The sequence below is a fragment of the Bradyrhizobium sp. genome (assembly GCF_030697065.1).
GTDB lineage: Bacteria > Pseudomonadota > Alphaproteobacteria > Rhizobiales > Xanthobacteraceae > Bradyrhizobium.
Genome location: NZ_JAUYQU010000088.1, coordinates 1 through 18,995 on the forward strand (window position 1 = coordinate 1; position 18,995 = coordinate 18,995).

General features: G+C 65.4%; 15 protein-coding genes. 10 read left to right on the top strand and 5 right to left on the bottom strand.

All coding sequences use genetic code 11. The features are described from left to right. Positions 1-160 precede the first annotated feature (160 nt). On the bottom strand, positions 161-1,237 hold the full coding sequence (locus tag Q8R73_RS06255) for a nitronate monooxygenase family protein (RefSeq protein ID WP_305718684.1): 1,077 nt from the start codon (positions 1,235-1,237) through the stop codon (positions 161-163). A 155-nt stretch (positions 1,238-1,392) separates the two neighbouring features. Here Q8R73_RS06255 and Q8R73_RS06260 point away from each other — a divergent pair, with 155 nt between their 5' ends. From Q8R73_RS06260 to Q8R73_RS06270, 3 genes are all read left to right on the top strand, one after another. Beyond that, positions 1,393-2,328, top strand: coding sequence for a cyclase family protein (locus Q8R73_RS06260; RefSeq protein ID WP_305718670.1), 936 nt, complete (start codon positions 1,393-1,395; stop codon positions 2,326-2,328). Between the two features lie 98 nt (positions 2,329-2,426). Further along, positions 2,427-2,918, top strand: a complete 492-nt coding sequence (gene ruvX / locus Q8R73_RS06265) for a Holliday junction resolvase RuvX (RefSeq protein WP_305718671.1) — start codon at positions 2,427-2,429, stop codon at positions 2,916-2,918. 2 nt (positions 2,919-2,920) lie between these two features. After that, on the top strand, positions 2,921-3,844 hold the full coding sequence (locus tag Q8R73_RS06270; RefSeq protein ID WP_305718672.1) for an AEC family transporter: 924 nt from the start codon (positions 2,921-2,923) through the stop codon (positions 3,842-3,844). Here the strand turns inward: Q8R73_RS06270 and Q8R73_RS06275 are convergent. From Q8R73_RS06275 to Q8R73_RS06285, 3 genes are all read right to left on the bottom strand, one after another. Then, positions 3,841-4,617 (bottom strand): CPBP family intramembrane glutamic endopeptidase, encoded by a 777-nt coding sequence (locus Q8R73_RS06275; RefSeq protein ID WP_305718673.1) that lies wholly within the window; start codon positions 4,615-4,617, stop codon positions 3,841-3,843. The genes Q8R73_RS06270 and Q8R73_RS06275 overlap by 4 nt on opposite strands. A gap of 137 nt (positions 4,618-4,754) precedes the next feature. Next, a complete protein-coding gene (locus tag Q8R73_RS06280) occupies positions 4,755-5,486 on the bottom strand; it encodes a M15 family metallopeptidase (RefSeq protein ID WP_305718674.1) in 732 nt (243 codons plus the stop codon). A gap of 44 nt (positions 5,487-5,530) precedes the next feature. Beyond that, the gene (locus tag Q8R73_RS06285) at positions 5,531-6,967 is read right to left on the bottom strand and encodes a caspase family protein (RefSeq protein WP_305718675.1); all 1,437 of its coding nucleotides are present in this window, start codon (positions 6,965-6,967) and stop codon (positions 5,531-5,533) included. A 163-nt stretch (positions 6,968-7,130) separates the two neighbouring features. On the opposite strand from Q8R73_RS06285, the gene Q8R73_RS06290 reads away from it, so the two are divergent. The 4 genes from Q8R73_RS06290 to dprA all read left to right on the top strand — a co-directional run bounded on the left by Q8R73_RS06290 (position 7,131) and on the right by dprA (position 11,285). Further along, entirely contained in the window at positions 7,131-8,084 is a 954-nt protein-coding gene (locus tag Q8R73_RS06290) for an aspartate carbamoyltransferase catalytic subunit (protein WP_305718676.1), read from the top strand. Further along, positions 8,077-9,387 carry a dihydroorotase gene (locus tag Q8R73_RS06295; protein WP_305718677.1) on the top strand — a complete coding sequence of 437 codons (1,311 nt, stop codon included), beginning with the start codon at positions 8,077-8,079 and terminating at the stop codon, positions 9,385-9,387. Before Q8R73_RS06290 ends, Q8R73_RS06295 begins: the two co-directional genes overlap by 8 nt. A 14-nt stretch (positions 9,388-9,401) precedes the next feature. After that, positions 9,402-9,995 (top strand): glycerol-3-phosphate 1-O-acyltransferase PlsY, encoded by a 594-nt coding sequence (plsY, locus tag Q8R73_RS06300; protein ID WP_305718678.1) that lies wholly within the window; start codon positions 9,402-9,404, stop codon positions 9,993-9,995. A 174-nt stretch (positions 9,996-10,169) separates the two neighbouring features. Then, positions 10,170-11,285, top strand: a complete 1,116-nt coding sequence (gene dprA, locus Q8R73_RS06305; protein WP_305718679.1) for a DNA-processing protein DprA — start codon at positions 10,170-10,172, stop codon at positions 11,283-11,285. Positions 11,286-11,371: 86 nt separating this feature from the next. On the opposite strand, the gene Q8R73_RS06310 is transcribed toward dprA, so the two are convergent. Then, entirely contained in the window at positions 11,372-12,973 is a 1,602-nt protein-coding gene (locus Q8R73_RS06310) for a murein L,D-transpeptidase (protein WP_305718680.1), read from the bottom strand. 396 nt (positions 12,974-13,369) lie between these two features. On the opposite strand from Q8R73_RS06310, the gene Q8R73_RS06315 reads away from it, so the two are divergent. From Q8R73_RS06315 to topA, 3 genes are all read left to right on the top strand, one after another. Then, the gene (locus Q8R73_RS06315) at positions 13,370-13,996 is read left to right on the top strand and encodes an SH3 domain-containing protein (protein WP_305718681.1); all 627 of its coding nucleotides are present in this window, start codon (positions 13,370-13,372) and stop codon (positions 13,994-13,996) included. Then, on the top strand, positions 13,997-16,255 hold the full coding sequence (locus Q8R73_RS06320; protein WP_305718682.1) for a transglycosylase SLT domain-containing protein: 2,259 nt from the start codon (positions 13,997-13,999) through the stop codon (positions 16,253-16,255). A gap of 291 nt (positions 16,256-16,546) precedes the next feature. Then, positions 16,547-18,995: type I DNA topoisomerase (topA, locus tag Q8R73_RS06325; protein ID WP_305718683.1), on the top strand; the 2,449-nt coding region annotated here is incomplete at its 3' end.

Here is an 18,995-nt window from a genome sequence, read left to right on the forward strand (position 1 = left end):
ATACGGCGGACGGTGGCAGCATCCACGGACATTATATAGGGCCTCTGGCGGAGAATTCAGCCCGCCGTATAGCAGAGGCTCCTTTTGCGCCGCAACCGCCGCATGCCCTCCATTGAGGAGGTGGTCTTCACCTCTCCCATCGGGAGAGGTGAAGCAAGGGCTACCCCGCCATCCGGCTCAGCCGCGCCAAAGCGGCGCCGGCCAGCGCCCGGGTCAGTTCAGCAGCGGGCATGTCGCGGCCGAGCCGCACCGCCTGCCCGGCCCAGAGATTGGTGAAATCGACCTTGCCCAGCTTTTCGGCAGCCGCCTTCAGCGATCCGAGCGCGGTGGCGGAATGGGGGAACGCCGGCGCATCGGGTGAAATCGGGCCGACTTCGCGCATCACCCGGTTGGCCACCCCGCGCGCCGGACGCCCGGTCATGACATTGGTGATGACGGTGGAATCGTCGCGCGCCTGCGCCAGCGCCACGCGCGCCGGGGCCACCACTTTGGACTCCGGGCAGCGCAGATAGGCGGTGCCGATCTGCACGCCCGCCGCCCCCAGCGCGAACGCCGCCGCGATGCCGCGCCCGTCGGCGATCCCGCCGGCGGCGATCACCGGCACCTTCACGGCGTCCACCACCTGCGGCACCAGCGCAAAGGTGCCGGGCTGTTCGGCGATGTTGTCGGTCAGGAACATGCCGCGATGGCCGCCGGCCTCGGCGCCTTGCGCGATGATGACGTCGGCGCCGTTCTCCTCCAGCCAGATCGCCTCCCGCACGATGGTCGCCGACGACATCACGATGCAGCCGGCCGCCTTGACGCGCTCCAGCAGCGCGGGATCCGGCAGGCCGAAATGGAAACTGACGATTTCGGGCTTCAACTCCTCGACCAGGGCGCACATCGCCTCGTCGAACGGCGCGCGGTTGGCGGCATTGACCGGCGCCGCCGGATCGAGCCCCAACTCGCTGTAATAGGGCGACAGCCGCTTCTTCCATCCGGTCTCGCGCGCGGGGTCGGCCTCGACCGGAGTATGGCAGAAGAAATTCACGTTGAGCGGCGTCGCGACGCGCTGACGGATGATGTTGATCTGCTCGCGCGCCTTTTCCGGCGAGAACATCGCGCAGGGCAGCGAGCCAAGCGCGCCGCCCTGCGCCGCCGCAATCACGAGATCGGCATCCACGACTCCCGCCATCGGCGCGAGCACGATGGGAAACTCGGTCTTGAAGAGGTCGAGAAGTCGGCGGTCGGGCCACATGATGGTGTCTTTCAAATTGGGCATTTCGCGGTTGCGAATGCACGTTGCATCGCGGTCGACATTCGCGTCGAAAACTTTGGACGCCCCGCCGCACTACGTTAATATGAGGCGCTAGCTGCCAACAACCATAACGTCAACGCTTGGGAGGATCTGCGATGCTAAGGGCAATCGTATTGTGCTGTTCTGTCGCCGTGCTGGGTACGGCCGGAACCGCCGGCGCACAGGACTGGACCAAATCGAAATGGGGACCGAACGACGAGATCGGCGCCGCCAACTATATGAAACCGGAGCTGGTCGTGAAGGCGGCGTCCCTGATCAAGACCGGCAAGACCTATGCGCTGGGCATCCCCGTCGATACCAAGACACCGGCCTACCCGCCGCGCGCCTTCAAGATCACCGTCGTTCAACCCGGCCAGGCCGGCATTCCCGGCCTTGGACCCAGCAAGACCACATATAATGACGACATTATCGAGGGCTGGGTCGGTGTCGGCAGCCAGCTTGACGGCCTCGGTCATATCGGCGTCGAGCACGTCTATTACAACGGCAACAAGCTGGCCGATTTCGCCGATCCCACCGGCTTGAAAAAGCTCGGCGTTGAGAAGGTCCCGCCGATGGTCACCCGCGGCGTGCTGCTCGACATGGCGGCCCATTACAACACCGACGTGGTCAAGGAAGGCACCGCCTTCAACGTCAAGGAAATCGAGGAAGTCGCCAAAAAGCAGGGCGTCGAAATCCGCCAGGGCGATGTCGTGCTGTTCCACACCGGCTGGCTCAGCCTGATCGGCAAGGACGACAAGCGTTTTGGCGCGGGTGAACCCGGCCTCGGCGTCGAAGGCGCCAAATATCTCGTCGGCAAGGGCGTGGTTGCGGTCGGCGCCGATACCTGGGGAGTCGAAGCTGTTCCGTTCGAAACCAAGAACGTCTTCGAGGTCCACCAGATCCTGCTGGCGATGAACGGCACCTACATCCTCGAAAACATGGACACCGCCGAGCTGGCCAAGGACAAGGCCTATGAGTTCCTGTTCGTCCTCGGCCAGCCGCGCTTCAAGGGCGCGGTGCAGAGCATGATCAACCCGGTGGCCATCCGCTAGATGTAGCAGCGCTCTTACCCTCCCCTGAAGGCCCCTTCAGGGGAGGGTGAAGTAAGTGCCTTTTGCGTCGGCACTCCGCCGCGTGGTAAGCGAACGCCATGCCTGCGCTCATCCTGCCATTGATCGAAGCTGTCGCGCACTGGCCCGGGCGCGGCGCGCTGGTGGGCCTTGACCTTGGCACCAAGACCATCGGCGTCGCGGTATCCGATCCCGACCGCCGGCTCGCGACCGGGGTCGGCACCATCCAGCGCAAGGCGTTCACGTCGGACGCGGCGCGGCTGCTCGCGATCGGCGCCGAGCGCGGCGCGGTCGGCTTCGTGCTCGGCCTGCCCGTCAACATGGATGCCAGCGAGGGCCCGCGCGCCCAGTCGACCCGCGCCTTTGCCCGCAATTTTTCCAGGCTGACGGATCTGGCGATCGGCCTGTGGGACGAGCGGCTGTCGACCGCGGCGGTGGAGCGGGAATTGATCGGAACCGACATGAGCCGCGCCCGGCGCGCCGAGGTGATCGACGAACACGCCGCGATCTACATCCTGCAGGGCGCGCTCGACCGGATCATGACGCTCCACGACAGCCGCAAGGGCCGCTGAGCATGGCGCTGGTCCTTGCGGCGTTGCTGCCGGTGTTCCTGCTGATCGTGCTGGGATTCATCCTGAAGCGAAGCCTGCTGCGGCTGGAGACGCAATGGCACGGGCTGGAGCGGCTGACCTATTACGTGCTGTTTCCGGTGCTGCTGGTCCAGACCCTTGTGAAAGCCGATCTCGGCACCGTGCCGGTCGCGGGCGTCGGCGGCGCGCTGCTGCTCGCGCTGCTGCTGATGTCGCTGCTTTGCCTCGCGCTGCAGCCGCTGCTGGCACGATGCGCGGTCGACGGACCGGCCTTCACCTCGATCTTCCAGGGCGCCACCCGCTGGCAGACCTATGTGGCGCTCGCGGTATCCGTCAACCTCTACGGCGACAACGGGCTGGCGCTGGCTTCCGTGGCGATGGTCGCAATCATCCCCCTGGTCAACGTCCTCAGCGTTTCCGTGCTGGCGCATTACGCGTCGCCGGAAAGGCAGTCGGTCCGCGCCATCCTGATGACGGTGGTGCGCAATCCCCTGATCTGGGCCTGCGTCATCGGGCTCGCCTTCAATATGCTGCACGTGCCGCTGCCGCGGATCTGGCATGAGGTCGCCGACGCGCTCGGCCGCTCCGCGCTGGCGATCGGCCTTTTGGTCACCGGAGCCGGCCTGCATCTGGCCGGCATGTTTCGCCCGAGCCTCGCCGCCGGCGTTGCCGTGTTTCTGAAACTGGTGCTGATGCCGGCGCTCGCGATCGCGCTGGCGTACTGGTTCGGCCTTTCCGGCTCCAGTCTGGCCATCGTGGCGGTGTGCTCGGCGGTGCCGACGTCGCCGAGCGCCTATGTGCTGGCCCGCCAGATGGGCGGCGACGCCCCCCTGCTGGCGCAGATCATCACGCTGCAGACCATTCTGGCGGCCGTCACCATGCCGATCGTGATCGCGCTGGTGGCTTAAGCCGACGCCGCCAGCCAGATGCTTTGCAGCGTTGCCGCAAGATTGTTGAGGCCATGCAGTACCACCGTCAGCCAGGTCGAGTTGCTGCGATAGCGCAGCCAGCCGAACAGCACGCCGATGGAGAACACCTGGCCGAAAAAGAACCAGTCGTACTGCATATGCAGCCCGGTCCATACCAGCGATGACAGCAATATCGCGCCGGGCACCTTCAGGAACGATTCCGACCAGCCGCGGTAGAGAAAGCCGCGCGCAAAAAACTCCTCCGAGATCGGCGCCGCGACACAGAATGCGACGATCAGGAGCCAAAGCGCGCCATCGGCGCTCGCCGATTTCAGCACGTCGACCATGAAGCCGGGCGCGACCTCCCGCCCCAGCGCGCGCGACAACAGGTCGAAGCTCGCGACCAGCACCACCCAGGCGAAGATGCCGATCGCCAGTTGACGCCATGAAGGCCAGCGCAGCGCCAGATATTCGGCAAACGGCGTGCGCGACAGCCGGGTGGCGATCCATATCGCGCCAAGCGCGGCGGGCAGCCCCATGATGACCGAGAGCGAAATCGTCAGGCCGCCGCCGACGACCTGGATCGCATCGGCCAGATCGAACGGCCCCTCCTGCCGCAGAACGAACCAGCCCACCACCACGAGCTGGCCGGCAAACAGCATGATGAAGATGAACAGGCCCCACAGCGTGGTGCCCCAGAATTTCCAGACGCGCGGCGGGTGCCGGGCCGGCGTCACCATGATCGGCGGAGCCGCGGGATCGAGGGAATCCATCCGTGAACTTTCGGCCAGAGCGAGTGTCTCAATTCGTCATGCCCGGGCTTGATCCGGGCATCCACGCTTTTCTTCCCACGGAGTTAAGAACACGTGGATGCCCGGCACGCGCCCGCCGGCGCACGAGATCCACAAGCCTATCTAACCCCCCGCCTGATCGGAAAATCATGCGCGGGCCCGCCCGCGCCCGGCATCGAAAAGTGCCACCACTCCTTCGAATAATTGACAAAGCCCTGCTTCGCCATCGCCGCCACCAGCATGTTGCGCCAGCGGCGTTGTTCCGGCGTGATGCTCCGCGCCGCGGTGTGCGACTTGACGTCCGAACAGTCATAGCCGGTGCCCATGTCGACGCTGCCTTCCGGCGCGCGGGCGGCTTCGGGCGCGGTGCAGTCGGCATAGGTTCTGGCGGGATCGAATACGGCGGAATTGCCGGCGGAAAGGTCGACCAGCGTGAGATCGAGCGCGGCGCCGGTGGAATGCTGCGAACGCTCGGCAATATAACCCAGCCGGAACAGGTCCTTCTTCGGGAGCGTGGGGTTATACCGCCGCTCGGCCGGCGTCTCCCTGCCGTTCTGCGCCCACGCCACCATGTCGCGCGACGCCCGCGCCGGCCGGTAGCAGTCGAACATCTTCAGCGACAGGTTCTGCTTCGCCAGTTCCGCCTGGACGGTTTTCAACGCCAGGCCGACGCGCCGCTTCACCACGCATTCCGGCGCGTCGTAACCCGAAAGCCTGCGCCCGACGAAATTGTTCGCGGAGGCGTAGCGGATGTCCTGGAGGATGGTCGGATCGATGTCGCGCAGAAAGACAAAATCGCCGGGCAGCGTTTGCGCCTGGGCCGCGGCGGTTGCGAGCAAGCCGGCTACCATGGCAGCCCCGGCCGCGCGTCGAAGATGCGCCGCATGCCGGCGGCTCACTGCGCCCGCTCCGAATTGACCAGCAATTTGGTGATCGCGGTGTCGCTATACTTGTTGCCGGCCCAGACGTCGTCGATGATGAACTTGACCCAGTAGGCCCGCACCGGCCTCGGCAGCGTCAGCAGTTCCGACCCGAAACGGTCGGGCACCACAAACGTCTGGGTCTCGCCTTGCGAGAAGACCGCCCGCAACTGGCGCACGCGGTTGTTCTTATGGAAGATATCGTTGTTCTTCTGGTAGCCGTTGCGCACCACGATCGAGCGCACCGTGCGCAAGTCGTCGAATTCGATCGCGATCCACTCGCCGATGCCCTGCCCGGCCTGACCTTCTACCCAGGCGGCGCTCTGCGGTCCCTCGAACAGGTTTTCCGGGCCATAGGAATTGCCGAATTGCGGCTTGCGCACCGAACTGACGCAGTAGGTCTCATAGGCCGTGCGCACACAGCTTTCGCCCGGCGATCCCGGCCTGGGCGGACGCAGCACGCGTTCCGCCTCCGGCGGCCTTGCCGCCAGAACCGCCGGCGCGGCGACGGGCTGACGCACAGCATTCGCAGGCGGTCGCCCTGAGAGGTAGATACGGCCGCCGAGGGTCTGGTCGTAATAGGCCGGGGTCTGCTCGTGCGGCGCCGGCTGACCGCCGCCGTCGGTCGCCTTCAAAGCGAGTTCGGCGACGCGCTCGCGCACCTCGACGGCGAGATCGCCCAAATGCAGTTCCGGCCGCTTCATTTGTTCGGCGAACACCCGGGTGAACACCGAATTGTGCGCGGGATCATCGCCGCTCAGCCGGTCCAGCGCGGTTTGGCCGATCCCTGCGGAATAGAGTGTAAAGATCCCGCGCGCCGGTTTGGCGTCGGCGAGGCCCCTGGTATTGCCGATCGACCGGCCGGCAGCGCGCGGAAACGGGTTGTCGCGGCAGGCGTCGATCACCAGCAGCGCGACCCGGACCGATTTCGCCTGCAGTTCCGAGAGCAAATCGGGCTCCGCGATCGAAGCCCCTCGCACCCGCGCTTCGGCGCCCTCGGTGACCGCCGGCACGTCGCTCGGGATCAGGTAATTGACGCCCGAGATCGCCACACCGTGCCCCGCGAAGAAAAAGGCGGCGGTATCGCCCGGCTCCAGCCGCGCCGTGAACTGGGCGAGTTTGTCGATCATGGCCTGGCGGCCGAGATTGGTGCCGACGATGACCTCGAATCCGAGTGCTTTCAGCGAATCCGCGATGGTTCCGGCGTCGTTGACCGCCTTCTTCAGCTGCCGGTCGGGGGAAAGGTTGGGATAGAGGTCGTTACCGATCGAAAGCGCGATCCGCTTCTCCGCCGCGGCCGGCGTCGCCGCCATCGCGCCAAAGCCCGCAAGGCACCCAATCCCCAGCAGGACGTTCAGGAAGATGCGAACAGATCGAATGAAATGCCGGGTAAAATGCTCAGTATTTTCCATGGCCTGCACGCGCGATCGGCGATTTCGGCAGCCTAGCCGAAACCGCACCGCCGGGACACCACCGAATGCAGTTTACGGTGTCGGCGAAGCGCTAGTGGATAAGTCCGCGTGCGGGATTTGCAGCTTGCCCCGCCCGCCATCTCTGCCTATAGCTCTCGTTTTAATGACCCCTGTATCGAAATCGACCTTCGTCCTCGGTCACCGGCATCTGCTGGGCATCGAGGGCCTTTCCGTTGCCGACATCACCGGCCTGCTCGACCTCTCCGAGGAGTATGTCGAACTCAACCGGCAGGTCGACAAGAAGCGCACCAGCTTGCGCGGCCGCACCCAGATCAATCTGTTCTTCGAGGCCTCGACCCGGACCCAGTCCTCGTTCGAGATCGCCGGCAAGCGGCTCGGCGCCGACGTCATGAACATGTCGGTCAACTCGTCCTCGATCCGCAAGGGCGAGACGCTGATGGACACAGCGGTGACGCTGAACGCCATGCATCCCGATATCCTGGTGGTGCGGCACCACGCGTCCGGCGCGGTGGAACTGCTGGCGCGCAAGGTCGACGGCTCGGTCATCAATGCCGGCGACGGCGCCCACGAGCATCCGACGCAGGCGCTGCTCGATGCGCTGACCATCCGGCGCAACAAGGGCCGGCTCGAAGGCCTGGTGGTGGCGATCTGCGGCGACGTCATGCATTCGCGGGTGGCGCGCTCCAATATCCTCTTGCTCAACATCATGGGTGCCCGGGTCCGGGTGGTCGCCCCCTCCACGCTGCTGCCGCGCGGCATCGAGCGGATGGGCGTCGAGGTCGCCCGCGACATGCGCGAGGGACTGAACGGCGCCGACATCGTGATGATGCTGCGATTGCAGCGCGAGCGCATGAACGGCTCGTTCGTGCCCTCGACAGGCGAGTATTTCCATTATTTCGGGCTCGACCAGAAGAAGCTCGCCTATGCAAAGCCCGACGCGCTGGTGATGCATCCGGGGCCGATGAACCGCGGCGTCGAAATCGACTCGATCGTGGCGGACGGCGCGCAGTCGCTGATCCGCGAGCAGGTGGAAATGGGAGTGGCGGTGCGGATGGCGGTGCTCGAGGCGCTCGCCCGCAACCTGCCGAATGCGTGACGTCATGAGGGACCGCCGCCCGATTCTGCTGGCCAACGCCCGCGTCGTCGATCCCTCCAGGGATTTCGACGGCCCCGCCGATGTCCTGATCGCCGACGGCTTCATTCGCGACAGCCGGCGCGGCATCGGGGCCGCCGGCGTCCCCGAAGGCACCGACATCATCAATTGCGCCGGCAAGGTGGTCGCCCCCGGACTGATCGACATGCGCGCCTTTGTCGGCGAGCCCGGCGCCAGCCACCGCGAGACCTTCGCCTCCGCCAGCCAGGCCGCGGCGTGCGGCGGCATCACCACCATTATCTGCCAGCCGGATACTTCCCCCGTCATCGACAATTCCGCGACGGTGGATTTCGTGCTGCGCCGCGCCCGCGACACCGCCATCGTCAACATCCACCCGATGGCGGCTTTGACGAAGGGCATGCGCGGCGAGGAGATGACCGAGATCGGCCTGCTGAAAGCCGCCGGCGCCGTCGCCTTCACCGATGGCGACCGCAGTGTCATCAACGCGCAGGTGATGCGGCGCACCCTCACCTATGCCCGCGACTTCGACGCGCTGATCGTGCACCACACCGAAGACCCCAATCTGGTCGGCGAAGGCGTCATGAACGAGGGCGAATTCGCGGCACGGCTCGGGCTGGTCGGCATTCCCAATGCGGCCGAGGCCGTGATGCTGGAGCGCGACATGCGGCTGGTCGCGCTGACCGGCGGGCGCTATCACGCGGCCTCGCTGACCTGCATCGAGTCGCTCGAAATCCTGCAGCGCGCCCGCGACGCCGGTCTTGCGGTCTCCGCCTCGGTCTCGATCAATCACTTGACCCTGAACGAGAACGACATCGGCCCCTACCGCAGCTTCCTCAAGCTGTCGCCGCCGCTGCGCACCGAGAACGATCGTCTCGCGCTGGTCGCCGCCGTCGCCTCCGGGTTGATCGACGTCGTGATGTCCGACCACAATCCGCAGGACGTCGAGGTCAAGCGGCTGCCGTTCGCGGAAGCCGCCTATGGCGCGATCGGCCTGCAGACCATCCTGCCGGCCGCGCTGCGGCTGATCCACAATGGCGAGACCGATTTCAAGACCCTGATCCGCGCAATGTCGACGCGCCCGGCCGAATTGATGGGGCTCCCCGGCGGATCGCTGCGCGCGGGCGCGCCCGCCGACGTGATCGTGATCGATCCCGACACGCCGTGGGTGCTCGATCCCGCCGACCTCAAGTCGCAATGCAAGAACACGCCTTTCGACGAAGCCCGGTTCTCCGGCCGCGTGGTAAGGACCATCGTCGGCGGCCGCACGGTGTATGAGCACGTCTGAAAGGAGCCACGTTGATGTCACCTGAAGCATGGCTGCCGGTGGGGCTCATCATCGGCTATCTCCTGGGCTCGATCCCGTTCGGGCTGGTACTGACCAAACTGGCCGGCACGCAGGATCTGCGCTCGATCGGTTCCGGCAATATCGGCGCCACCAACGTGCTGCGCACCGGCCGCAAGGGCCTCGCCGCGGCGACGCTGCTCTGCGACGCCATGAAGGGCACGCTCGCGGTCATCATCGCCGGCTACTTCGGCGGACCCAACGCCGCGATGCTGGCGGCGCTCGGCGCCTTCCTCGGCCACCTCTTCCCGGTCTGGCTCAAATTCAGGGGCGGCAAAGGCGTCGCGGTCTATATCGGCGTACTGATCGGATTGTTCTGGCCGGCCGCCGTGCTGTTCTGCCTGCTGTGGCTCGCCACCGCGGCGATCTCGCGCTACTCGTCGCTATCGGCGCTGGTCGCAAGTCTCGCGACGCCGATCTTCCTGTGGTGGTTCGGCCACCCCGCGCTGGCGGCATTGTTCGCCGGGCTGACCCTGCTGCTGGTCTACATGCACCGCGAAAACATCGGGCGATTGCAGGCGGGCACCGAGGGGCGCATCGGGCAGAAGTGACGTGCGTCGTCATTCCGGGGCGATGCAAAGCATCGAACCCGGAATCTCGAAATTCCCCGATGTGCAATGACGCATCTGAGGTTCGCGTCCTCGACGCGCCCCGGGATGACGGCAGGTGCAAATCCCGTTGCCGACTTCCTCCGGTTGATCCATGTTGCCGGCTTGGGGGACACCGTGGACGTCAAAACCTCAAGTACCACCCGCCTCACCGACGCCGAGCGCGTCGACCGGCTGCGGCTGATCCGTTCCGACAATGTCGGGCCGCGCACCTTTCGTTCATTGATGAATCATTTCGGCAGCGCCCGCATCGCGCTCCAGCGACTGCCGGACCTCGCGCGGCGCGGCGGGGCCGATCGCCCTGGGCGTATCTGCAGCGAGGAGGATGCGCGCGCCGAACTGGCGGCCGGTAACAGGATCGGCGTTCGCCTGCTCGCGCCGGAAGAAACCGGCTATCCGCCACGGCTGGCCACGCTGGACGATGCGCCGCCGCTGCTCGGTGTGCGCGGCGCGCTCGCTGCGCTGATGCGGCCGATGCTCGCGATCGTCGGCTCGCGCAACGCCTCCGGCGCCGGGCTGAAATTCGCGGGCACGCTGGCGCGCGATCTCGCGGATGCCGGGTTCGTCATCGTGTCGGGACTGGCGCGCGGCATCGACCAGGCGGCGCATCGTGCCAGCCTCGAGGGCGGCACCGTTGCGGTGCTGGCCGGCGGCCATGACCGGATCTATCCGCCCGAGCATGAAGTCCTGCTGGCGTCGTTGCTGGAGGCCGGCGGGGCGGCGATTTCCGAGATGCCGATGGGACATGCGCCGCGCGCCCGCGATTTTCCACGGCGCAACCGGCTGATCTCGGGAGCGGCGCTCGGCGTCGTCGTGGTCGAGGCGGCGCTGCGCTCGGGATCGCTGATCACGGCGCGGATCGCCGCCGAACAGGGCCGCGAAGTATTTGCCGTGCCGGGCTCGCCGCTCGATCCGCGCGCCGCCGGCACCAACGACCTCATCAAGCAGGGCGCGACGCTGACCACCGAAGCATCCGACATCATCAGCGCGGTCGAGCCGATCATGGGACGACCGCTCGCCTTGCGCGAGCCGGACGACGAGCCGCTCGATGTCGAACCCGACGCCGGCGACCGCGCCCGCATCACAGCCTTGCTCGGGCCGACGCCGCTGCTGCTCGACGATGTGATCCGGATGGCCGCCGCCTCGCCCGCTACGGTGCGCGCCGTGCTGCTGGAGCTCGAACTCGCCGGGCGGCTGGAGCGCCACGGCGGCGGACTCGTGTCGATGAGCTAGCCGGCAGTCTGATCGTGACTGCACGCACCGTAATCTCTTCAGCGAGGAAACGAATTCCCCGCGCCTAACCCGAACCGCGGACGGGCTTACTGAAAGAAAAAGCTGAAGAAGCCACCCTGCTGCTGTCGAGACGGCAGGCGCGCGACCACTGGCTTGGCGCTGGAGTTCCGGCGCGCGACAGGAGTGTCTGCGTCCGGGCGCTCCCCGTTCTTGAGAACGGCAAGGGTCTGCGCATCGCGGCCATAGATATCGGGCCGGAGTTGCAGGTCGCCGGCGGCATCGACATAGGCCGTCTGATAGGTGAGATGCACGGGCATCGGGTGACCGAGCGCAATGTTTCGCTCGCCCTTCCCGTACATGCCGCGGATGCGATCGCTTGAGTAGCCGTCCGCGGGCTGCGTCAGTGAGAGCAGCACCTCGGCATATTTGTCCGGATCCTGGACCCGCATGCAGCCGTGGCTGTAGGCCCGCTTCGGATGCGCAAACAGATGCTTGTCCGGAGTATCGTGCTGATAGACGAGGAACTTGTTGGGAAAGTTGAAGCGGATACGGCCCAGCGCATTGCCGGCACCTGGCGGCTGGTAGATCCGGATCGTCCCGTTGGCGTTCTGCACCACTTTCAGTCCGATGCGCTCGAGCGCACCGGGATCCTGCCGCAGCGCCGGCAGGTACTCGTTGTGGATAATCGACGGCGGCACATTCCAGGTCGGGTTGACCGTAATGCTCTTGATGGTCTCGCTGAGCAGCGGCGTGGACATGCGGCCGGGCTTGCCCACGACCACGCGGGTCGACCATACGGTCTTGCCTTGGTCGTAGACCGCCAGAGTGTAGTCCGGGATGTTGAGCATGACATGCTTTGCCCCGAGATCCCGGGGCAGCCAGCGCCAGCGCTCCATATTGGCAACGATCGTGTCGACGACATCGAGACGGGCGCTCGCATTGGCGCCGTTGAGGCGCGCGAGAGTGTTCGAGCCGAGCAGCCCGTCCGGCAGCAGTCCCGCCTCCCGCTGGAAGCCCTTCACCGCATCGACGACGGTTTCGTCGTAGCGAAGGCTGTCGGGATCGTCCGCCACTTTCAGCCGTTTGCGCAGGATCGGAACGCGGATGTCCTCCATCCCCGGGCGCAGCAACGGGCCCGCGGGGACTCGAACGACCGCCTCACTCTGCTCGCTGCTCCTGGCGCGCTCTTCCGCCAGCTTTGCCTTGAGTGCAACATAGCCCGGCTGCTGTGGATTGAACGAGTTGAGCGTCTCGGCCGGATTGTCCGATGCAACCAGCTTGGAGAGAACTTCGGCGGGTTCGGGATATTGCAGCTCATACAGGATAGCGCCGCTGACACGGGTGTAATGCACCCGCCCGGTGCGCGCGTGGCGCGCGAAGGTGAGGACCGAATCCGTCAACGCGAGATCAGCTTTCGCGCGCGCTTCGGGTTCGGATGCGGCGGAGAAATCCGGAATCGGATAATCGGCGGGGTCGAGGCCATCGATCGCAACGCCGCGCAGATAGGCGATGGCGCCGGACGCGCGCGCGTTCGGCGAGCCGTCTGTCGTCCAGAGCGGAGCGTAGTCCCGATCGCGGTAAAAGGCTTCGGTGCCCGCGCGGTCCTGCTCACGGCTGATAAATTTGCGGGGCTGATCGGCGAGGAGTTCGCGCAGCTTCGTCGCGACCAGCTGGTCGGCGGCCTGCAAGTTGCCGGAGCTTGGCGCCTCGACGATATCCTTCGGGGCAGCCGCCGTGGTGGCCTCGGCAGCGGGTGCAATGGGACCCAGATCGGCGATCGTCGGTGGCGGAAGGTTGACGGGCTCCGGAACCGGAATGGCAGCTTCGATGGCAGCCTTATCCAGGTCCGGACCAGCGAGCGCGTTCGCAGGCAGCCATGCGATTGCGATACCGACGAGAATGAAATTGATCGGGGACCTGCGCATCGAGTACAGCCTCATCATGTTGTAGTTCGGACGGTGAGTCGGGATCACAGCGAAGTGATCCACGTGAACTGACGCCAGATTACCGTTCGTTACGAATGGCACATTCGATAGAGTCCGTCATGTGGTCGAATTGTCGCCCTTCCCGCGCGCGCAAGTTCCATGAAACGTGCCTGGTGTATCCGGAAGACGAAAGATCGCCGGAACATTCATCCAGTCGCGTCCGTTGGCCGCAACTGCCCGCAACGCACCGAAATCGAACACCACGGTCCGATGTTCCACCGCATTATATTTTCTGCGCTCATCATCGCTCTGAACGTCCTCGGAGGTGGAACCCTTGCTTCGGACATCGGCCAGACGACAGGTCTGCCGCTTCCACGTTTCGTTTCAATCAAGACCGGGAATGCAAATGTGAGGACGGGACCTGGCGTCGATTATCCCCTTAAATGGACCTTCGTGCGCCGTGGACTACCGGTCGAAATCATTGCGGAGTACGGCAATTGGCGGCGAATTCGCGACTCGCAAGGCGACCAGGGGTGGACGCTTGGGCCGTTGCTTTCCGGCAGGAGAACGGCGCTGGTGGCACCATGGTCGAAAGCCAAACCCGTATTGCTACGCTCCAGGGCAGCGACAAACGCCTCGATTGTCGCCGTCGCGCAGCCCAAGGTGCTGGTTCGCCTTGTCCGGTGTGATGGCCGGTGGTGCGAAGTGACGGTCAAGTCAAGGCTGGGATATATCCGCCAGAGCAGATTGTGGGGCGCCTACCCCGGCGAAGTGTTCAAACCCTGAATGGGCGGCTCTTGCGTCCGAGATCGGGACCCAAACAGCAAGCTCCCGCAGCAATGGCAGAGTGCGTTCGTCAGACTGCGCGTAGGGAAAAACCTGACAAGAGGAGACCTATTCCGAACAATCTCAAGCGATACACAGGACGGCATGATGCGACCGAATCGCGCTCGTCCTTTTTTGACGTCACTTCTTGTTGCCGGCGCCGCATTGCTGGCGGCGAGGTCGCATACCGTCAGCGCGGCGGCGGCCGTCGCCGAGGCTCCCGCCCCGGTCGGACACATACATTCTTCGCGGCTGCCGACACTCGGCGCACCCCAACCATTCCAGCGTTTTGCCGAAGCGCGCCGCGCCCCCTCGGCGGCGTCGGACATCGGCACCCTGAAGGAGGTCCTCCGCCTGGCGCGCAACGGCAAGGTCGGCGCGGCAATGAATCTGAAGGATCAGATTCGCGACAGCGCGGGCCGGAAGCTGGCGGAATGGGTGATCCTGCGTTCTGACGATGAAGCGCTCAACTTCGCGCATTACGCCGACTTCATCCGCGCCAATCCGCAATGGCCGAGCGTTAACTTATTCCTGCGGCGCGCGGAAGCCCGGCTCTGGTCGGAGCGGCGCGAGCCCGCCGCCGTCCTCGCCCACTTCTCGCGCCAGGAACCGCTGGGAGTACTCGGCAAGCTGGCGATGGCACGCGCGCTGCTGGCGCGCGGTGACCGCGCCGCAGCCCGCAAATACGCTCGCTCGGCGTGGCGCGAGAATGATTTCTCGGCCGCTCTCGAGTCGCAAGTGCTCGAGACCTTCGGGCCGCTGCTGACGAGAGACGATCACAAGGCGCGGATGGATACGCGGCTTTATGCGGACGACCTCGGTACCGCGACGCGAGCTGCAAGCCGGCTCGGCGGTTCGGACCTCGCGATCGTGAAGGCGCGCGTCGCCGTGAAACGCAAGGCAAAGAACGCGGGCGGGTTGCTCGACGCCGTGCCGAAGGCGGCCCGCAATGATCCCGCCCATCTGTTCAACCGCATCCAGTGGCTTCGGCGCAGCGACCACATCCTGGAAGCCGCCCAGCTGATGCTGCAGGCGCCGCGCGATCCGCAGCTCATTCGCGATGCCGACGCGTGGTGGATCGAGCGGCGCATCCTGGTGCGCAATCTGCTCGACGACGGCAAGGCCCAGATGGCCTACCGGATTGCCAGCGAAGCCGCGCTTCCGTCGAAGGAAAGCCTCCGCGTCGATCAGCCGTTCACGGCGGGATGGATCGCGCTGCGATACCTTGGCGATCACCAAACCGCGGGAAAGCACTTCGATCGTATCCCGCAGATCACGACGCACCCGACCTCGCTTGCCCGTGCCTTCTATTGGCTGGGACGCGTCGCCGAAGCCGCCGGCCGGGAAGATGAGGCCCGCCGGCACTACCGGGAAGCTGCACGGCGCTCGTCGGCCTATTATGGTCAGTTGGCCGGCGCGCGTCTCGGCCGCCGTACGATTTCCTTGCGCCGGCCGCCCGCATTGAGCCGCAAGCAGCGCGCCGACCAGGGTGGCCGTGAAATGGTGCGGGCCGTTGAGCTGCTTTACCAGAGCGGCAACCGCGATCTCGTGCTTTCCTTCGTCGCCGACCTCGATCGTATCGAGACTGGCGTGCTCACACTGATCGCCGAAGCGATTGCCCGACAAAAGGATCCGCGTGGCATGCTGGCGCTCGGCCGGGGCGCCTTGGCGCGCGGTTTGGCTTTCGATCGTTACGCCTTCCCGGACGATGGGCTGCCCAAATACGCCGCGATCGGACAGAAAGCGGACAAGAGCCTCGTCTACGCGATCGCGCGGGCGGAAAGCGCGTTCAACCCGACCGTTATCTCGACCGCCAAGGCGATCGGGCTGATGCAGGTGACGCCCGCCACGGGCCACACCATCGCCCGTCGACTGGGAATAAAGTTCGATCCCAAGCGGCTCCTGAAAGATCCCACCTACAATGTGCAGCTGGGTTCCGCTCAGATCGCCCATCTCGTCAACGCCTATGACGGCAATCATGTCCTTGCTTTCGTCGGCTATAATGCCGGGCCCGGGCGCGCCAGGCAGTGGATCGCAAGCTATGGCGATCCACGGGACCCGACTGTCGACGTCGTCGACTGGGTCGAACGCATCCCGTTCACGGAGACCCGCATCTACGTGCAGCGCGTGATGGAGAACCTGCAGGTCTACCGGGCGCGTTTCGGCGAACCTGCACGGCTCACCATCGAGGCCGACATGCGGGGAGCGCCGCCGGGGTAGGAGGCCGCACGGAACCTAACGCGCAAGCCCATTCCCCTGGCGGATCATCGGTCCTGTCCTGGTCATGCATTCACTTCCAAACCCGCGCATTGCCGCAACTTGCCCTTTCCGAGAGCGCAATCATAGCGAGTATTTTGCAACTGCTGCGATAGTTCAGCGGGACCCTTTCAGCCCCTTTCCACATCAGGCCATTTGACAGGGGCGGCCTCACCACCCATGTTCGCTTTCGAAACGCCGACGCGAGTCTCGCGGAACCGGCCTTTAATTTCTCCCGTAAGCCATTGGAATGACATGAATATCGTCATTGTCGAGTCGCCGGCGAAAGCCAAGACGATCAACAAATATTTGGGCGCCTCCTACGAGGTCCTGGCCTCCTTCGGCCATGTCCGGGATCTTCCGGCCAAGAACGGATCGGTCGATCCGGAGGCCAATTTCCAGATGATCTGGGAGATCGACCCCAAGGCCGCCGGCCGGCTCAACGACATCGCCAAGGCGCTCAAGGGTGCGGACAAGCTGATCCTCGCAACCGACCCCGATCGCGAGGGCGAAGCGATCTCCTGGCACGTGCTGGAGGTGTTGAAGGAGAAGCGCGCGCTCAAGGACCACAAGATCGAGCGCGTGGTGTTCAACGCCATCACCAAGCAGGCGGTGACCGAGGCGATGAAGAACCCGCGCCAGATCGACGGCGCGCTGGTCGACGCCTACATGGCGCGCCGCGCGCTGGACTATCTGGTCGGCTTTACCCTGTCGCCGGTGCTGTGGCGCAAATTGCCGGGCGCGCGCTCGGCGGGCCGGGTGCAGTCGGTGGCGCTGCGGCTGGTGTGCGACCGCGAGCTCGAAATCGAGAAGTTCATTCCCCGGGAATACTGGTCACTGGTCGCGACCCTGACGACGCCGCGCGGCGACGCCTTCGAGGCCCGGCTGATCGGCGCCGACGGCAAGAAGATTCAAAGACTCGATATCGGCACAGGCGCGGAGGCCGAAGACCTCAAGAAGGCGATCGAGGCCGCCAGTTTCTCGGTTTCCACCGTCGAGGCCAAACCGGCGCGGCGCAATCCGCACGCGCCCTTCACCACCTCGACGCTGCAGCAGGAAGCCAGCCGCAAGATGGGTTTTGCGCCGGCGCATACGATGCGGATCGCGCAGCGGCTCTATGAGGGCATCGACATCGGCGGCGAGACCACCGGACTCATTACTTATATGCGTACCGACGGCGTCCAGATCGACGCCTCCGCGATCACCCAGGCGCGCACCGTGATCGGCGAGGATTACGGCAAGGCCTATGTGCCGGAAACACCGCGCCTGTATCAGACCAAGGCCAAGAACGCCCAGGAAGCGCACGAAGCCATCCGCCCCACCGATCTGTCGCGGCGTCCCGCCGAGATGCGCCGTCGTCTCGATACCGATCAGGCAAGGCTCTATGAACTGATCTGGACCCGCACCATCGCCAGCCAGATGGAATCGGCGGAACTGGAGCGCACCACCGTCGATATCGCGGCCAGGGCGGGTTCGCGCGTGCTGGAGCTGCGCGCCACCGGGCAAGTCATAAAGTTCGACGGTTTCCTCGCGCTCTACCAGGAAGGCAAGGACGACGACGGCGACGACGAGGATTCGCGCCGCCTCCCCGCCATGAGCGAGGGCGACGCGCTGAAGAAGCAGGACCTCGCCGTCACCCAGCATTTTACCGAGCCGCCGCCGCGCTTCTCGGAAGCGTCACTCGTAAAACGCATGGAAGAGCTCGGCATCGGCCGTCCCTCGACCTATGCCTCGATCCTGCAGGTGCTGCGCGACCGCGGCTACGTCAAGCTGGAGAAGAAGCGCCTGCATGGCGAGGACAAGGGCCGCGTCGTGGTCGCGTTCCTGGAAAACTTCTTCGCCCGCTATGTCGAGTATGATTTCACCGCGGCGCTCGAAGAGCAGCTCGACCGCATCTCCAACAACGAGATTTCCTGGCAGCAGGTGCTGCAGGATTTCTGGACCGGCTTCATCGGCGCCGTCAACGAGATCAAGGACCTGCGGGTGACGCAGGTGCTGGACGCGCTCGACGACATGCTGGGACCGCACATCTATCCCGCCCGCGCCGATGGCGGCGATGTCAGGCAATGCCCGACCTGCGGCACCGGCAAGCTCAATCTCAAGGCCGGCAAGTTCGGCGCCTTCGTCGGCTGCACCAATTATCCGGAGTGCCGCTACACCCGCCCGCTGGCGGCCGATTCCGAGGCCAGCGCCGACCGCCTGCTCGGCAAGGATCCGGAAACCGATCGCGACGTGGTGGTGAAGGCCGGACGGTTCGGTCCCTATATCCAGCTCGGCGAGCCCAAGGATTACGCCGAGGGCGAGAAGCCGAAGCGCGCCGGCATCCCGAAGAACACCTCGCCCAGCGACGTCGACCTCGATCTGGCGCTGAAATTATTGTCGCTGCCGCGCGAGATCGGCAAGCATCCGGAGACCGGCGAGCCGATCACCGCAGGCCTCGGCCGTTTCGGCCCGTTCGTGCGCCATGAAAAGACCTATGCCAGCCTCGAGGCCGGCGACGAGGTGTTCGATATCGGCCTCAACCGCGCGGTGACGCTGATCGCGGAAAAGATCCTGAAAGGCCCGAGCGGCCGCCGGTTCGGCGCCGATCCCGGCAAGCCGCTGGGCGACCACCCGACTCTTGGCGGCGTCGCGGTCAAGAGCGGGCGCTACGGCGCCTATGTCACCTCGGGCGGCATCAACGCCACCATCCCGAGCGACAAGA

What these genes read in the sequence shown, in the direction of transcription:
- Q8R73_RS06280 (WP_305718674.1), bottom strand. Translation starts at nt 5,486, where the DNA reads ATGGTAGCCGGCTTGCTCGCAACCGCCGCGGCCCAGGCGCAAACGCTG.
- Q8R73_RS06270 (WP_305718672.1), top strand. Translation starts at nt 2,921, where the DNA reads ATGGCGCTGGTCCTTGCGGCGTTGCTGCCGGTGTTCCTGCTGATCGTG.
- Q8R73_RS06275 (WP_305718673.1), bottom strand. Translation starts at nt 4,617, where the DNA reads ATGGATTCCCTCGATCCCGCGGCTCCGCCGATCATGGTGACGCCGGCC.
- Q8R73_RS06285 (WP_305718675.1), bottom strand. Translation starts at nt 6,967, where the DNA reads ATGGAAAATACTGAGCATTTTACCCGGCATTTCATTCGATCTGTTCGC.
- Q8R73_RS06290 (WP_305718676.1), top strand. Translation starts at nt 7,131, where the DNA reads ATGACCCCTGTATCGAAATCGACCTTCGTCCTCGGTCACCGGCATCTG.
- plsY (WP_305718678.1), top strand. Translation starts at nt 9,402, where the DNA reads ATGTCACCTGAAGCATGGCTGCCGGTGGGGCTCATCATCGGCTATCTC.
- ruvX (WP_305718671.1), top strand. Translation starts at nt 2,427, where the DNA reads ATGCCTGCGCTCATCCTGCCATTGATCGAAGCTGTCGCGCACTGGCCC.
- Q8R73_RS06260 (WP_305718670.1), top strand. Translation starts at nt 1,393, where the DNA reads ATGCTAAGGGCAATCGTATTGTGCTGTTCTGTCGCCGTGCTGGGTACG.
- Q8R73_RS06255 (WP_305718684.1), bottom strand. Translation starts at nt 1,237, where the DNA reads ATGTGGCCCGACCGCCGACTTCTCGACCTCTTCAAGACCGAGTTTCCC.
- Q8R73_RS06320 (WP_305718682.1), top strand. Translation starts at nt 13,997, where the DNA reads ATGGGCGGCTCTTGCGTCCGAGATCGGGACCCAAACAGCAAGCTCCCG.
- Q8R73_RS06295 (WP_305718677.1), top strand. Translation starts at nt 8,077, where the DNA reads ATGCGTGACGTCATGAGGGACCGCCGCCCGATTCTGCTGGCCAACGCC.
- Q8R73_RS06315 (WP_305718681.1), top strand. Translation starts at nt 13,370, where the DNA reads ATGAAACGTGCCTGGTGTATCCGGAAGACGAAAGATCGCCGGAACATT.